Annotated in this window: 14 protein-coding genes and 5 tRNA genes; 18 read left to right on the plus strand and 1 reads right to left on the minus strand. The window is 32.2% G+C overall.

The genetic code is table 11. The features are described 5' to 3' along the window. The first annotated feature begins 215 nt into the window (after window positions 1-215). Window positions 216-1424 (plus strand): major outer membrane protein, encoded by a 1209-nt coding sequence (locus EL235_RS02205; RefSeq protein ID WP_126340721.1) that lies wholly within the window; start codon window positions 216-218, stop codon window positions 1422-1424. A gap of 23 nt (window positions 1425-1447) precedes the next feature. Here the strand turns inward: EL235_RS02205 and EL235_RS02210 are convergent, their stop codons facing one another. Continuing rightward, on the minus strand, window positions 1448-2188 hold the full coding sequence (locus EL235_RS02210; protein ID WP_126340722.1) for a YaaA family protein: 741 nt from the start codon (window positions 2186-2188) through the stop codon (window positions 1448-1450). A gap of 91 nt (window positions 2189-2279) precedes the next feature. Between EL235_RS02210 and EL235_RS02215 the strand changes: the two genes are divergently transcribed. The 17 genes from EL235_RS02215 (at window position 2280) to EL235_RS08065 (ending at window position 16741) form a co-directional block, all read left to right on the plus strand. Continuing rightward, window positions 2280-2355 (plus strand) — tRNA-Thr (locus EL235_RS02215). A gap of 47 nt (window positions 2356-2402) precedes the next feature. Then, window positions 2403-2488, plus strand: a tRNA-Tyr gene (locus EL235_RS02220). Between the two features lie 7 nt (window positions 2489-2495). Further along, window positions 2496-2572: transfer RNA gene (locus EL235_RS02225), tRNA-Gly, on the plus strand. 105 nt (window positions 2573-2677) lie between these two features. After that, window positions 2678-2752: transfer RNA gene (locus EL235_RS02230), tRNA-Thr, on the plus strand. A 65-nt stretch (window positions 2753-2817) separates the two neighbouring features. Continuing rightward, complete coding sequence (gene tuf, locus EL235_RS02235; protein ID WP_039617742.1) at window positions 2818-4017, plus strand: elongation factor Tu; 1200 nt, start codon at window positions 2818-2820, stop codon at window positions 4015-4017. A gap of 39 nt (window positions 4018-4056) precedes the next feature. Further along, on the plus strand, window positions 4057-4215 hold the full coding sequence (gene rpmG, locus EL235_RS02240; protein ID WP_039617743.1) for a 50S ribosomal protein L33: 159 nt from the start codon (window positions 4057-4059) through the stop codon (window positions 4213-4215). 21 nt (window positions 4216-4236) lie between these two features. Beyond that, window positions 4237-4312 (plus strand) — tRNA-Trp (locus EL235_RS02245). Window positions 4313-4328: 16 nt separating this feature from the next. Beyond that, window positions 4329-4511 carry a preprotein translocase subunit SecE gene (gene secE, locus EL235_RS02250; RefSeq protein ID WP_039617745.1) on the plus strand — a complete coding sequence of 61 codons (183 nt, stop codon included), beginning with the start codon at window positions 4329-4331 and terminating at the stop codon, window positions 4509-4511. A 1-nt stretch (window position 4512) separates the two neighbouring features. Then, a complete protein-coding gene (gene nusG / locus EL235_RS02255; protein WP_087684660.1) occupies window positions 4513-5046 on the plus strand; it encodes a transcription termination/antitermination protein NusG in 534 nt (177 codons plus the stop codon). A 27-nt stretch (window positions 5047-5073) separates the two neighbouring features. Then, on the plus strand, window positions 5074-5499 hold the full coding sequence (rplK, locus tag EL235_RS02260) for a 50S ribosomal protein L11 (protein WP_012661181.1): 426 nt from the start codon (window positions 5074-5076) through the stop codon (window positions 5497-5499). Window positions 5500-5563: 64 nt separating this feature from the next. Further along, on the plus strand, window positions 5564-6265 hold the full coding sequence (gene rplA, locus EL235_RS02265; protein WP_126340723.1) for a 50S ribosomal protein L1: 702 nt from the start codon (window positions 5564-5566) through the stop codon (window positions 6263-6265). Between the two features lie 154 nt (window positions 6266-6419). Beyond that, entirely contained in the window at window positions 6420-6899 is a 480-nt protein-coding gene (gene rplJ, locus EL235_RS02270) for a 50S ribosomal protein L10 (protein ID WP_039617749.1), read from the plus strand. A gap of 20 nt (window positions 6900-6919) precedes the next feature. After that, window positions 6920-7297, plus strand: coding sequence for a 50S ribosomal protein L7/L12 (gene rplL, locus EL235_RS02275; protein WP_012661184.1), 378 nt, complete (start codon window positions 6920-6922; stop codon window positions 7295-7297). Window positions 7298-7394: 97 nt separating this feature from the next. After that, window positions 7395-11528 (plus strand): DNA-directed RNA polymerase subunit beta, encoded by a 4134-nt coding sequence (gene rpoB / locus EL235_RS02280; protein ID WP_039627374.1) that lies wholly within the window; start codon window positions 7395-7397, stop codon window positions 11526-11528. Beyond that, window positions 11521-16074: a DNA-directed RNA polymerase subunit beta' gene (gene rpoC, locus EL235_RS02285; RefSeq protein WP_039625514.1), complete on the plus strand. Its 4554-nt coding sequence runs from the start codon at window positions 11521-11523 to the stop codon at window positions 16072-16074. Before rpoB ends, rpoC begins: the two co-directional genes overlap by 8 nt. A gap of 41 nt (window positions 16075-16115) precedes the next feature. After that, window positions 16116-16256 (plus strand): CatA-like O-acetyltransferase, encoded by a 141-nt coding sequence (locus tag EL235_RS08060; protein ID WP_114640127.1) that lies wholly within the window; start codon window positions 16116-16118, stop codon window positions 16254-16256. A 269-nt stretch (window positions 16257-16525) separates the two neighbouring features. Continuing rightward, entirely contained in the window at window positions 16526-16741 is a 216-nt protein-coding gene (locus EL235_RS08065) for a CatA-like O-acetyltransferase (protein WP_114640128.1), read from the plus strand. Window positions 16742-16743: the final 2 nt, after the last annotated feature.

Here is a 16743-nt window from a genome sequence, read left to right on the forward strand (position 1 = left end):
ATCAAAGAGCATAATTACATTTGTAAAAGCAAACATTCATAGATAACTCCTTAGTTTTTAAAGATCTAGTTTTAAACTAGATCTTTAAAGATATATCTACTTTTAATACATAGTCTTTGAACATATTTATATTGTTTTTATTTACTTTAAGAATTCTTATATAAAACTATGCTATAATACAAGCCATAGTTTTAATTTTAATAAGGAGAATTCTCATGAAACTAGTTAAACTTAGTTTAGTAGCAGCTTTAGCTGCAGGTGCTTTTTCAGCAGCTAATGCTGTTTCACTTGAAGAAGCTATAAAAGATATTGAAGTATCAGGAATGATGAGATACAGATTTGAATCTGATAGATTAGAACAAGGAAACACTGTTTCTAATGGCTACAACGGTGCTAAAGAAAACAGACATAGATTTAAATCGCAAATCAACTTTAAAGCAGCTTTAGATGATAACTTCAAAGCTTTCGTTCAATTCCAATATGACAGTACAGGTGAGTTAGGTTTTAATAGCCCAACTGCTAAAGCTGAAACAAACACAGCTCAAGGTTTTGATGTTGAACAAGCATACTTAGAATATACTAATGAAGCTTATGCTACAAGCGTAATTTTCGGTAAAATGGAAGTTGGTTCAATTTGGACTGATGATGCTATCGGTACAGGAGCTAAAATCATCAATAACTCTATTGAAGGTTTAACTTTTGCTGGTTATTGGTTTGACAGCTTTAACGTTACAGATGATGGCGATTTCACTGGTTTAGGTATAGCTGATGCTTCTTTATATGGTGCTGCTGTATTAGGTGATTTTGATCCATTTGCTTTCCAACTATGGGCTGCTTATTCAAACAACTGGGCATTTTTATATGCTGTAGATGCTAGCTATAAATTTAGCTTCAATGATGTAGCTAACTTCAAAATCCAAGGTCAATACTTAGGAAATAGCTTAGATAGCGACAAAGAAAAATTAGGTCTTGATAATGGTAATTTCTATGCTGCTCAATTACAAGGCCAAATTTCAGCATTTGATTTCCAAGCAGGTATTGTTGGTTATGGTGAAAAAGATAAAGCTACTATAGTAACATTAGAAGATAAAGGTAGAGTAATCGCTCCAGCAGAGCAAATTTTCTATTCATCTGAAGGTAGTGACTTAAGAGGTAGCACTGGTGACAATTTCTATTACTTTGCAGGCTTAGGTTACACTTTTGCTGAAACTGTAAGAGTAGGATTTGACTATGTAGGTGGTAAATCTGAACAAGTTGGTTATGATATAGATAAAAATGAATATATTGCAAGATTATCTTATAAATACAGCCCAAAACTTACATTTAGTGGCTTCTATTCTTACCTAACTGAAGATTTCAATCAGCAAGGTGTTGATGATACAAAAGATCAGTTCATCAGACTTGAAGCTCTATACAAATTCTAATTATAAAAGCTAAGCCAAAAGGCTTAGCTTACTATATCTAAAATTATCTCTTCTTTTAATCCTTGTATTTTAATTTCTTTTATTTTTAATTCATTAGGTAGATTTTCAAGCAAAGCTTCTTTGCTATGTATATTTTTACTTGCTAATATTCTTAGTATTTTACCCCTATAAGCTTTTGCAAAATGACTTAAAGTTTTGGAATTTTTTAAAAAAGTGAGAGTTAAAAAAGGCTTTTTAATAGTATAAAATTTTTCATAGAATTTAGCTCTAAGATCGATTATTAACTCATTTTCTAAAAATTTATCAATTATATCAGAGAAATTTTCTTTATAAAATTTCTCTATATTAAAATCCTTTATTTTTTCACCTTGTTTTAATTTATAATAAGGTATTAAGTCCTTTGCTAAAATAGGTCCAAAAAGATTAGAAAATATCAAAACATTCTCATCTATATATTTTTTTGATTTTTTATCTAAATTATTATAATTTAAATATTCAAAGGCAACTCCATTATATCTTTGAATAGCTTTAGCTGTATCTTTTTTTAGTATATCTTGAGTGAAATCATATATTTCATTTTTGTCTTTTACGCCAAAAAAAACCGCAAGCTCATCTTCCTTACACTGCTGTATAAAATTTTTATATTTATTAATTACTTCAAGTCTTTTATTATATAGGTCAGTAAATATAAAAGATTTGCTGCGTATGCAAGTATGTGTATCTGTTTTACTCTTACTTTCACTAGGAGAAAATAGAATTTTCATGTATATCCTTTTATTTTTTGAAAATTATATAAAATTATATAAAACACTTGACATTAATTCAAAATTACATTATAATTCAACTTTATTTTTTGCTGGTTTAGCTCAGTTGGTAGAGCAGCTGCCTTGTAAGCAGCAGGTCGGGGGTTCAAGTCCCTTAACCAGCTCCATTGTTAATAGCAGTGTTTGACCAGAAATAAAAAGCATTTTTATTCATGGTGAGTTACTCAAGTGGCCAACGAGGGCAGACTGTAAATCTGCTGGCTTTCGCCTTCCGTGGTTCGAATCCACGACTCACCACCATTGCTTTGCGGGAGTAGCTCAGTTGGCTAGAGCATCAGCCTTCCAAGCTGAGGGTCGCGGGTTCGAGTCCCGTTTCCCGCTCCAACCTAATTTTGGTAGAGTGAAACTGGGAGCTGTTTTTAAATTCAGAATTTCTAGCAGTTTCAAATTTCCAAAATTTTATAATTTATGTTTTTAATTTTTCTGAGCGCTCGTATGGCTCAGAGGTAGAGCACTCCCTTGGTAAGGGAGAGGTCGCGGGTTCAAGTCCCGCTATGAGCTCCATTGATTTCAAAAGATTATAAAACATAAATTAGTATTTGTTTGTAAATTTTATATGGAGGAAAAAGATGGCTAAAGAAAAATTTTCACGTAATAAGCCTCACGTAAATATTGGTACTATTGGTCACGTTGACCACGGTAAAACTACTTTAACAGCTGCTATCTCTGCTGTTCTTTCAAGAAGAGGTTTGGCTGAGCTTAAAGATTATGATAATATCGACAATGCTCCTGAAGAAAAAGAGCGTGGTATTACTATTGCAACTTCTCACATTGAGTATGAAACAGAAAATCGTCACTACGCTCACGTAGACTGCCCAGGTCACGCTGACTATGTTAAAAATATGATTACTGGTGCTGCTCAAATGGACGGTGCTATTCTTGTTGTTTCTGCTGCAGATGGCCCAATGCCACAAACTAGAGAGCACATCTTACTTTCTCGTCAAGTAGGTGTACCATATATCGTTGTTTTCATGAACAAAGCTGATATGGTTGATGATGCTGAATTATTAGAATTAGTTGAAATGGAAATCAGAGAGTTATTAAGTTCTTATGACTTCCCAGGAGATGACACTCCAATTATTTCAGGTTCTGCTTTACAAGCCCTTGAAGAAGCAAAAGCTGGACAAGATGGTGAATGGTCTAAAAAAATCCTAGATCTTATGGCAGCAGTTGATGAGTATATCCCAACTCCAGCTCGTGATACAGATAAAGATTTCTTAATGCCAATCGAAGACGTATTCTCAATTTCAGGTCGTGGTACAGTTGTTACTGGTAGAATTGAAAAAGGTGTTGTTAAAGTTGGTGACACTATTGAAATCGTTGGTATTAGAGAAACACAAAGCACTACAGTAACTGGTGTTGAAATGTTTAGAAAAGAAATGGATCAAGGTGAAGCAGGTGATAACGTAGGTGTTCTTCTACGTGGTACTAAAAAAGAAGATGTTCTTCGTGGTATGGTTCTTGCTAAGCCAAAATCAATTACTCCACATACTGACTTTGAAGCAGAAGTTTATATTTTAAATAAAGATGAAGGTGGTCGTCATACTCCATTCTTTAACAACTATAGACCACAGTTCTATGTAAGAACAACAGATGTTACTGGTTCTATCCAACTTGCAGAAGGTGTTGAAATGGTTATGCCTGGTGAGAATGTTAGAATTACTGTAAGTCTTATTGCACCAGTTGCACTTGAAGAAGGTACTCGTTTTGCTATCCGTGAAGGTGGCCGTACTGTTGGTTCAGGTGTTGTATCTAAAATTATTAAATAATCATAAGCGAGATTTTATCTCGCTTTTTAAGGAATAAAAATGAGAATTAAAGTTGGTTTGAAATGTGAAGAGTGCGGTGATATTAATTACAGTACTTTTAAAAATAGCAAAAATACAACTGAAAAATTAGAATTAAAAAAATATTGTCCAAGATTAAAAAAACATACAGTTCATAAAGAAGTTAAATTAAAAAGTTAAGGCTTTTATACAAAAGCCCTTAGGGCAATAGCTCCAACGGTAGAGCGCCGGATTCCAAATCCGATGGTTGGGGGTTCGAATCCCTCTTGCCCTGCCACAAAATAAGGTAAAATATGGAAAAACTAATAACTTATTTTAAATTGTCAAAAGCTGAATTATCAAAAGTTATTTGGCCTTTGAAAGAGCAAGTTAGAAATGCTTATATTACAGTTTTTGTAGTTGTTACTGTTGTTTCATTATTTTTAGCATTGGTTGACTTGATTATGTCATTTTCATTATCTAAGATTATAGGATAAAATAATGAATCATAAATGGTATGCAATTCAAACTTATGCAGGTAGTGAAATGGCTGTAAAAAGAGCCATAGAAAATTTAGTTAGAGATCATGGAATTCAAGAGCAATTGCTAGAAGTGATTGTTCCAACTGAAGATGTGATCGAATTTAAAAATGGTAAAGAAAAAATAAGCGAAAGAAGTTTGTATTCAGGCTATGTATTTGCCAATATTGACTTATCAACAGAACTTTGGCATAAAATTCAATCTTTGCCAAAAGTTGGTCGTTTTATAGGGGAAAGTAAAAAACCAACCCCATTGAGTGAAAAAGATATCAATCTTATTTTAGAAAAGGTGAAAAATAAAGCAGCACCTAAACCTAAAATTTCATTTGATAAAGAAGAAAGTGTAAGAATAACCGAAGGTCCTTTTGCAAACTTTGTAGGTATTGTAGAAGAATATGATATGGTTAGAGGAGTTTTAAAGCTAAATGTTTCAATATTTGGTAGATCAACTCCAGTAGAGATCTTATACTCTCAAGTTGAAAAAATAGTTTGATAATATAGCAAGTAAAGGAGAAAGGTTATGGCTAAAAAAGTCGTAGGAGAAATAAAATTACAAATAGCTGCTACTAAGGCTAATCCATCACCTCCAGTTGGTCCTGCTTTGGGTCAACAAGGTGTTAATATTATGGAATTTTGTAAAGCATTTAATGAAAGAACAAAAGATATGGCTGGTTTTAATATTCCAGTTGTTATTACTGTTTATGCAGATAAAAGCTTTACATTTATCACAAAACAACCACCAGCTACAGATTTAATCAAAAAAGCTGCGGGTATTTCTAAAGGTGCAGACAATCCTTTAAAAAACAAAGTAGGTAAATTAACTAAAGCACAAGTTTTAGAAATTGTTGATAAAAAAATAGCTGATATGAACACAAAAGATAGAGAGCAAGCTGCTAAGATTATTATGGGTTCTGCTCGTTCTATGGGTGTTGAAATCGTAGATTAATACTCTTTACCGCCAAGAGTTTAAAAAGGCGGTAGCACTTTATATAAAATGCGGAGAAAAATTAATGTCTAAAAATACTAAAAGATTTACAGAATTATTAAAAAAAATTGATTCAAATAAAAATTATTTAATGGATGAAGCAATAAGCATAGTTAAAACTCTTGCCTCTGCTAAATTTGATGAAACAGTTGAAATTGCTTTAAAATTGAATGTTGATCCAAGACATGCAGATCAAATGGTAAGAGGTAGTGTAGTTTTACCTTGTGGTACAGGTAAAAAAGTGCGTGTTGCTGTTATAGCAAAAGATGCAAAAGCTGATGAGGCAAAAAATGCTGGTGCTGATATAGTTGGTAGTGATGATTTAGTAGAAGAAATTCAAAAAGGAAATATGAATTTTGATGTCTTAATTGCTACTCCAAATTTGATGGGTTTAGTTGGTAAAGTAGGTCGTATTTTAGGACCTAAAGGTTTGATGCCAAATCCTAAGACAGGTACTGTAACAATGGATGTTGCACAAGCTGTGAATAATGCTAAAAATGGTCAAGTTAACTTCCGTGTTGATAAACAAGGAAATATCCATGCAGGTTTAGGTAAAGTTAGTTTTACTCAAGAGCAATTAAAAGAAAATATGACAGCATTTGTAAAAGCTATTAATAAACACAAACCAGCGGCTGCAAAAGGAAGATATATTAAAAATGCTAGTCTTTCTTTAACTATGAGTCCTTCTCTTTCTCTTGATACTCAAGAATTACTTGATACAAAATAAAATTAATGAGAGTTTTACTCTCATTAATAAAAATTAGATAAGATAATAACTTTTATTTTATCTAATTTTTATCTTAGATTGGAGATAGCCGAGGTCCTAGGACTTAATTAGATTTTCTGCTCTGCTTGAAATCACCGGTCGGAAAGGAGTAAAGATGACTAAAAGCCAAAAAGTTGAACTTGTTTCTAAACTTGAAGAAGGTTTTAAAGCTAGTGAAGCTGTTGTAGTTTGTAACTATAAGGGTTTAAACACTAAAAAACTTGAAGAGTTAAGAAATAATGCGAGAGAAATGGATGTTAAAGTTCAAATTATTAAAAATACTTTAGCAAGTATTGCTCTTAAAAATGCCGGCAAAGATGGAATGGAACTTAAAGATACTAATATTTATCTTTGGGGTGAAGACCAATTAAATGTTTCAAAAGTTGCTGATAAATTTAGCGAAGCTAATCAAGCATTTGAGATCAAAACTGCATTTATCGAAGGCGAAGTTGCTTCTGTAGATAAAGTTAAAGCTTTAGCTAAAATGCCTTCTCGCAATGAATTACTTGCTATGCTTTTGCAAGTTTGGAATGCACCAATCACCAATTTCACAATTGGATTAAATGCATTAAAAGAAAAAAAAGAAGCTGAATAAAATTATAAAAAGGATAAAAAATGGCAATTACTAAAGAAGATGTATTAGAATTTATTTCTAACCTAAGTGTTCTTGAGCTTTCAGAATTAGTAAAAGAATTTGAAGAAAAATTTGGTGTTTCTGCTGCTCCAGTTATGGTTGCAGGTGCTGCTGTTGCAGGTGCTGCTGGCGGTGCTGCTGAAGAAAAAACTGAATTTGATATCGTATTACAAGATGGTGGTGATAAAAAAATCAACGTAATTAAAGTTGTTCGTGCATTAACTGGTCTTGGATTAAAAGAAGCAAAAGACGCAGTTGAGCAAACTCCATCAGTTCTTAAAGAAGGTGTTAGCAAAGCTGAAGCTGAAGAAGCTAAAAAGCAACTTGAGGAAGCTGGCGCTAAGGTTGAGCTTAAATAATTTTTTGTTTTTTAAAAGAAAGGATTATATATCCTTTCTTGTTTTCCTTTAATTAAGGATTCTTTCTTTCAATACTTTTACCATGGGGTATAATAATATGTTAAATTCACAATCAGGAAATCGTTTAAGAATAGACTTCTCGAATGTTCCACAACAAATAGACATTCCAAATTTATTACAATTACAAAAAAAGAGTTTTGATTATTTTTTAAATTTAGATGCAAAAAATTCAGAAAGCGGAATTGAAAAAGTATTTAAATCTATCTTTCCGATCCATGATCCGCAAAATAGATTAAGTTTAGAATATGTAAGTAGTGAAGTAGGTAAGCCTAAATATACCATTAGAGAGTGTATGGAAAGAGGTTTGACTTATTCTGTAAATTTAAAAATGAAAATCCGTTTAACTTTACATGAAAAAGATGAAAAAACGGGTGAGAAAATTGGTATAAAAGATATTAAAGAACAAGAAATTTATATTAGAGAAATTCCTTTAATGACAGATAGAATTTCTTTTATTATCAACGGAGTAGAAAGGGTTGTAGTTAATCAGCTTCATAGAAGTCCAGGTGTTATCTTCAAAGAAGAAGAAAGTTCTACTGTTGCAAATAAATTAGTATATACAGCTCAAATTATACCAGATCGTGGTTCTTGGCTTTATTTTGAATATGATGCTAAAGATGTACTTTATGTACGTATCAATAAAAGAAGAAAAGTGCCTATTACAATTTTATTTAGAGCGCTTGGTTATAAAAAACAAGATATTATAAAATTATTCTACCCTATACAAACTATTCATGTAAAAAAAGATAAATTCTTAACCGAATTTAATCCAAATGACTTTTTAGATAGAGTTGAATATGATTTAAAAGATGAAAAAGGTAATGTAATTCATCAAGCTGGTAAAAGAATGACAAAGAAAAAGGCTGATCAGCTTGTAAAAGATGGTGTTAAATGGGTTGAATATCCAGTTGAAATTTTAACAAATAGATATTTAGCTAATCCTATTATTAATAAAGAAACTGGTGAAGTTTTGTATGATTCTTTAACGCTATTAGATGAAGGAAAACTAGCAAAAATTAAAGAAGAAAAACAATTTGATATTGCAAATGATTTAGCTAATGGAGTAGATGCTGCTATTATTAATTCTTTCATTCAAGATAATGAAACTTTAAAGTTATTAAAACAAACAGAAAATATAGAAGATGAAAATGATTTAGCAGCTATTAGAATTTATAAAGTGATGAGACCGGGTGAGCCTGTAGTAAAAGATGCTGCAAAAGCTTTTGTGAATGATTTATTTTTTAATCCTGAAAGATATGATCTGACAAAAGTCGGTCGTATGAAAATGAACCATAAATTAGGTTTAGATACGCCTGAATACGTTACGGTTTTAACTAATGAGGACATAGTAAAAACTGCAAAATATTTAATTAAAGTAAAAAATGGTAGAGGTCATATTGATGATAGAGATCATTTAGGCAATCGTCGTATTAGATCAATCGGAGAGCTTTTAGCGAATGAACTTCATGTAGGTCTTGCTAAAATGCAAAAATCTATTAGAGATAAATTTACGGCTTTAAATGCAGATATTGATAAAGTAATGCCTTATGATTTGATCAATCCTAAAACCATTACTGTAACAATTATGGAATTTTTTACCGGTGGTCAATTATCTCAATTTATGGATCAAACAAACCCATTGAGTGAAGTAACTCACAAGCGTCGTTTATCTGCACTTGGTGAGGGTGGTTTAGTAAAAGAAAGAGCAGGTTTTGAAGTGCGTGATGTACACGCAACGCATTATGGAAGAATTTGTCCTGTTGAAACCCCAGAAGGTCAAAATATTGGTTTGATTAATACACTTTCAACTTATGCTAAAGTAAATGATTTGGGTTTTGTTGAAGCACCTTATAAGAAAGTAGAAAATGGTAAAGTAAGCAATGAAATCGTTTATTTAACCGCTACTCAAGAAGAAGGTTTAGTGATCGCAGCAGCTTCAACTAAAATTGATGAAAAAGGTAATATTGTTGAAGAATTTGTTGAAGCAAGACAAGATGGTGAAACAATCTTAGCAAGAAGAGAAGAGGTGCATTTGATTGACCTTTGTTCAGGTATGATAGTAGGGGTTGCAGCATCTTTAATTCCATTCTTAGAGCATGATGATGCAAACAGAGCCTTGATGGGTTCAAACATGCAACGTCAAGCAGTGCCTTTATTAACTGCACAAGCACCTATAGTAGGTACTGGTATGGAAAAAATCATTGCACGTGATGCTTGGGAAGCTATTAAAGCTAAAAGAGCAGGTATTGTAGAAAAAGTTGATAATAAAAATATTTTCATTTTGGGTGAAGATGAAAATGGTCCATTTATTGATCATTATAAAATGGAAAAAAATCTAAGAACTAACCAAAATACAACTTTTATTCAACATCCAATTGTAAAAAAAGGTGAATTTGTTCAAGCAGGTCAAATCATTGCAGATGGTCCAAGTATGGATCAAGGTGAGCTTGCTATTGGTAAAAATGCCTTAATCGCATTTATGCCATGGCATGGGTATAACTATGAAGATGCTATTGTAATTAGTGAGAAAATTTTACGCGAAGATACTTTTACTAGTGTTCATATTTATGAAAAAGAAGTAGAGGCTAGAGAGCTTAAAGATGGTGTAGAAGAAATTACAAAAGATATTCCAAATGTAAAAGAAGAGGATTTAGCACATCTTGATGAGAGTGGTATTGCTAAAATAGGAACCCATATTAAACCTGGTATGATTTTAGTGGGTAAAGTTTCACCTAAAGGCGAAGTAAAACCTACACCTGAAGAAAGATTATTAAGAGCTATTTTTGGTGAAAAAGCAGGACATGTTGTAAATAAATCTTTGTATGCAACTGCTTCATTAGAAGGTGTAGTTGTAGATGTGAAAATCTTTACTAAAAAAGGTTATGAAAAAGATGCGCGCGCTATAAAAGCTTATGATGATGAAAAATTAAACCTTGAAAAAGAACATCATGATAGACTTTTAATGATGGATAGAGAAGAAACTTTAAGAGTTTGTTCTTTGCTTTCTAAGTCACCTTTAAATTCAGATGAAGAAATAAATGGTGTTAAATATAAAAAGGGTTCTAAAGTAGAAATTACGGAATTAGAAAAAATCAATCGTTTTGCATTAAATTCTTTAGTTAAAGCTTATTCTAAAGAAGTGCAAAAAGAATATGATGATTTAAAAAATCATTTCCAAAACGAGAAGAAAAAGCTTAAAACAGAGCATGATGAAAAATTAGAAATTTTAGAAAAAGATGATATTTTACCAAGTGGGGTAGTAAAACTTGTTAAAGTTTATATTGCAACTAAGAGAAAATTAAAAGTTGGGGATAAAATGGCAGGACGCCATGGAAATAAAGGTATTGTATCTAATATCGTTCCAGAAGTTGATATGCCATATTTACCTGATGGAAGACCTATTGATATAGCTTTAAATCCTCTAGGAGTTCCAAGCCGTATGAATATAGGACAAATTCTTGAAAGTCACTTAGGGATTGTTGGTATGAGGCTAGGTGATCAAATTCAAGAAATTTTTGATAGAAAACAAAAAGATTTTGTAAAAGAATTACGCGAAAAAATTCTTGAAATTTGTAGTGTATCTAGACTTGAACTAGAAAAGAAATTTGTGCAAACTTTAAATGATGAGCAACTTATTTCTTATGCTAGGGATTGGGCTAAAGGGGTAAAATTTGCTACTCCTGTATTTGAGGGTGTAACGGTTGAAGAATTTGGTAAGCTTTTTGAAATGGCTAAAATAGCTATGGATGGAAAAAGCGAACTTTATGATGGAAGAACTGGTGAAAAAATGGCAGAGCGTGTACATGTTGGATGTATGTATATGCTTAAATTACACCACTTAGTAGATGAAAAAGTTCACGCAAGAAGTACTGGACCTTATAGTCTTGTAACACAACAACCAGTTGGTGGTAAGGCTTTATTTGGTGGACAAAGATTTGGTGAGATGGAGGTTTGGGCTCTTGAAGCTTATGGAGCAGCTCATACTTTAAGGGAAATGTTAACCATAAAATCTGATGATGTTGAAGGTAGATTTAGTGCTTATAAAGCTTTAACAAAAGGTGAGAATGTTCCAGCAACAGGTATTCCAGAGACATTCTTTGTACTTACAAATGAATTAAAATCTCTTGCTTTAGATGTTGAGATTTTTGATAAGGATGAGAATAATGAGTAAATTTAAACCTATCGAAATAAAAGAAGATGGCAGACCTAGAGACTTTGAAGCTTTTCAATTAAGACTTGCAAGTCCTGAAAAAATCAAATCGTGGTCTTATGGGGAAGTAAAAAAACCAGAAACGATTAATTATAGAACCTTAAAGCCTGAAAGAGATGGGCTTTTTTGTGCTAAAATTTTTGGACCAGTAAGAGATTATGAATGTCTTTGTGGTAAGTATAAAAAAATGCGTTTTAAAGGCATTAAGTGTGAAAAATGTGGTGTTGAAGTTACTAGTTCTAAAGTACGTCGTTCAAGAATGGGACATATTGAATTAGTTACTCCGGTAGCACATATTTGGTATGTAAATTCTTTGCCAAGTCGTATCGGTACTTTGCTTGGTGTAAAGATGAAAGACTTAGAGCGCGTATTGTATTATGAAGCATATATAGTAGAAAATCCAGGTGATGCTTACTATGATAATGAAAATACTAAAAAAGTTGAATTTTGTGATGTATTAAATGAAGAGCAATATTTAAACTTAATGCAGCGCTATGAAAGTAGTGGATTTAAAGCTAGAATGGGTGGTGAAGTTGTTAGAGATTTACTAGCAAATTTAGATCTTGTTGAGCTTTTAAATAAGTTAAAAGAAGATATTGCAGCAACGAATTCAGAAGCAAAGAAAAAAACTATCATCAAACGCTTAAAGGTGGTAGAAAATTTCTTAAATAGTAATTTAAATAGCAATACAAATATTGATGAAGTGGTACCTAATCGTCCTGAGTGGATGATGATTACAAATTTACCTGTATTACCACCTGATTTAAGACCTTTAGTAGCTTTAGATGGTGGAAAATTTGCAGTTTCTGATGTGAATGATTTATACAGAAGAGTTATCAATAGAAATACGCGCTTAAAAAGACTTATGGAGCTTGATGCACCTGAAATTATCATTAGAAATGAAAAAAGAATGCTCCAAGAAGCAGTTGATGCTTTATTTGATAACGGTAGAAGAGCAAATGCAGTTAAAGGTGCAAATAAACGTCCATTGAAATCTTTAAGTGAAATTATCAAAGGTAAACAAGGTCGTTTTAGACAAAATCTACTTGGTAAAAGGGTTGATTTCTCAGGTCGTAGTGTTATTGTTGTTGGGCCAAAACTTAGAATGGATCAATGTGGTTTACCTAAAAAAATGGCTTTAGAATTATTTAAGCCACACTTATTAGCTAAACTTGAAGAAAAAGGTTATGCTACCACTGTAAAACAAGCCAAAAAAATGATAGAAAATAAAACCAACGAAGTTTGGGAGTGTTTAGAAGAGGTTGTTAAAGGTCATCCTGTAATGCTTAACCGTGCTCCAACCTTGCATAAGCTTTCCATCCAAGCTTTCCATCCGGTTCTTGTAGAGGGCAAGGCAATTCAACTTCATCCATTAGTATGTGCAGCGTTTAATGCTGACTTTGATGGGGACCAAATGGCTGTGCATGTGCCTTTATCGCAAGAAGCAATAGCTGAGTGTAAAGTATTAATGCTCTCATCTATGAATATCTTGCTTCCAGCAAGTGGTCGTTCCGTGACTGTGCCTTCTCAAGATATGGTTTTGGGGATTTATTATCTATCTTTAGAAAAAGATGGTGCTAAGGGTGAGCATAAAATTTGTACAGGTATTGAAGAGGTTATGATTGCCCTAGAAGCAAAATCTTTAGATATTCATGCAAGTATAAGAAGTGTGGTTGATGGTAGAAAAATCACTACAACTGCGGGAAGATTAATCATTAAGTCTATCTTGCCTGATTTTGTTCCTGAAAATATGTGGAATAAAGTCATGAAGAAAAAAGATATTGCAGCTTTGGTTGATTATGTTTATAAAGAAGGTGGCCTTGAAGTAAGTGCTAGCTTTTTAGATAAATTAAAAGATCTTGGTTTTGAATATGCAACAAAAGCGGGTATTTCTATTTCAATTGCTGATATTATTGTGCCAGATCAAAAGCAAAAAAGTATAGAAGAAGCTAAAAAGCAGGTAAGAGAAATTCAAAATTCATATAATTTAGGTTTGATTACCTCGGGTGAAAGATATAATAAGATTATTGATATTTGGAAAAGTGCTAATAATGTCTTATCAAAAGATATGATGGAGTTGATTAAAAAAGACAAAGAAGGATTTAACTCTATTTATATGATGGCAGATTCTGGTGCTAGGGGTTCAGCAGCTCAAATTTCACAGCTTGCCGCGATGAGGGGTCTTATGGCTAAACCTGATGGTTCTATTATTGAAACACCGATTATTTCAAACTTCCGTGAAGGACTTAACGTTCTTGAATATTTCATTTCAACTCACGGTGCCAGAAAAGGTCTTGCAGATACAGCCTTAAAAACAGCAAATGCAGGTTATTTGACAAGAAAGCTTATCGATGTGGCGCAAAATGTAAAAGTTACAATGGATGATTGTGGTGCGCATGAGGGTGTTGAAATTAACGAAATCACTGCAGATGGTGTTGTAATTGAAACCTTAGAAGAAAGAATTTTAGGAAGAGTTTTAGCTGAAAATATTATTGACTCTATTACTAATGAAATTTTATTCTCAGAAGGTACTTTAGTTGATGAGGAAAAAGCTAGAATTATTGTTGAAAGCGGAGTAAAAAGTGTAAGTATTAGAACTCCTATTACTTGTAAAGCTAAAAAAGGAGTTTGTTCTAAATGCTATGGTATTAATCTAGGTGAAGGCAAATTAGTTAAACCAGGTGAAGCTGTAGGTATTATATCTGCTCAATCAATTGGCGAGCCAGGAACACAGCTTACGTTAAGAACTTTCCATAGTGGTGGTACTGCTAGTACAGATTTACAAGATCGCCAAGTAGTAGCACACAAAGAAGGTTTTGTAAGATTTTATAATCTTAATACCTATGAAGATAGACAAGGTAAAACTATAGTGGCCAATCACCGCAATGCTGCTATTTTACTTGTTGAACCAAAAATAAAAGCTCCATTTAAAGGAACTATCCATATTGAACATGCATATGAGGATGTAGTGGTTAGTGTTAAAGCGAAAAACAATGAAGCTAAATTTATATTAAGAAAGTATGACTTAGCAAAAGCTAATGAGCTTGCGGGTGTAAGTGGTAATATCGAAGGTAAATTATATATTCCATATAGCGATGGTGATGAAGTAGCTGAAAATGAAAGTATTGTAGAAGTAATCAAAGAAGGTTGGAATATACCAAATCGTATTCCTTATGCGAGTGAATTACTAGTAAAAGATGGAGATCCTATCACTCAAGATATTATAGCTGGCGCAAAAGGTACTTTGAAGTTTTATATGCTTAAAGGGGATGGCTTAGATAGAATTAGAAATCTAAAAAAAGGCGATGTAGTTAAAGAAAAAGGTGTTTTTGTTGTTATTGCTGATGAAAATGATAGAGAAGCAAAAAGACATTATATACCAAGAGAATCTGTGATTGAATTTGACGATAGCGCTTTTGTGGATAATCCTAAAACCATCATAGCAAAATCAAGTAAAGAAGATAAAACTATTATTGCTGAATGGGATGCATATAACAATACTGTAATTGCAGAAGTTGCAGGTACAATTAATTTTGAAGATATTGAGTCAGGTTATAGTGCTGATGAGCAAATTGATGAAGCAACTGGTAAAAGATCGCTTGTTATTAATGAGTATTTACCAAGTGGAGTACGTCCTGCATTGTTAATTATAGGTGAAAATGATAAAGTAGTGCGTTATCAACTCGAACCAAAAACTGTTATTTATGTAAATGATGGTGATAAGGTCAAGCAAGCTGATATCCTAGCTAAAACTCCAAAGGCAGCAGCTAAGTCAAAAGATATTACTGGAGGTCTTCCAAGGGTATCTGAATTATTTGAAGCAAGAAAGCCAAAAAATACTGCTGTTGTGGCTGAAATTGACGGGGTTGTTAGATTTGATAAACCTTTAAGATCAAAAGAAAGAATCATCATTCAAGCAGAAGATGGAAGTAGTGCAGAGTATTTGATAGATAAATCAAAACGCATTCAAGTAAGAGATGGTGAATTTATCCATGCGGGTGAAAAATTAACCGATGGAGTTATTTCAAGTCATGATGTGCTTAGAATTTTAGGTGAAAAAGCATTGCATTATTATCTTATTTCTGAAATTCAGCAAGTTTATCGTGGTCAAGGTGTTGTGATTTCTGATAAACATATTGAAATCATCGTATCGCAAATGCTAAGACAAGTAAAAATTGTTGATAGTGGTCATACAAACTTTATTGTGGGTGATTTGGTTTCAAGAAGAAAATTCAGAGAAGAAAATGAAAGAATTTTAAGATATGGTGGTGAACCTGCTGTGGCTGAGCCTGTATTGCTTGGGGTTACAAGAGCAGCTATTGGAAGTGATAGTGTGATTTCAGCTGCTTCGTTCCAAGAAACAACAAAAGTTTTAACAGAAGCAAGTATTGCGGGTAAATTTGATTATCTTGAGGATCTAAAAGAAAATGTAATATTAGGTCGTATGATTCCTGTTGGTACAGGTCTTTACGGGGATCAAAATTTAAAGCTTAAGCAACAAAATTAATTTTCAATCCTAGCAATTTTGCTAGGATTTTTAAGTATTTTATGTTTAAAATAATTGATTTAGAACAATATAAAAGAAAAGAATATTTTAACTTTTATACTCAAAATATTCCTTGCTCGTTTGAGATCGTTGTTAAATTAGATATTAGTTTTTTACTATTTTGTAAAAACAATAATTTATAAAATCTATCTTTGTTTTATTTATACTATTATCAAAAGTATAAATACTTTTGATGATTTAAATTTAGCTTAAATCAAAATAAACAGCTGATATGTTATGATGTTATCCTTCCTTCTTACACTATTTTTCATAAGGACTCTAAAACTTTTTTATTCTTTGGACTTCTATAAAGAAAATTTAAATGATTTTTTATCTTTATATGAAGAGGATAAACAATTATTAAAAAGTAATAAAAGTATGTTTTAAAAGAACCTATAGATAACTTTTTAATATTTCTACCATTCCTTGGATAGCTTTTGAGAATTTTTCTTTACACTTGCCAAAAAAAGAGCAATATTTCTTTCCTATTATAACAAGTGGAAAGATTATAAAAGAAAATAAAAAATTTATCATTCCTTTTAGTATTAATGTTAATCATGCCAGTAATGATGCTTATCGCATTTATTTGTTTTTAGAAAAACTCCAAGAAAACCTTAATAGTTTATAATT

This window comes from Campylobacter lari (genome assembly GCF_900638335.1).
In the GTDB taxonomy this organism is placed as follows: Bacteria; Campylobacterota; Campylobacteria; order Campylobacterales; family Campylobacteraceae; genus Campylobacter_D; species Campylobacter_D lari_E.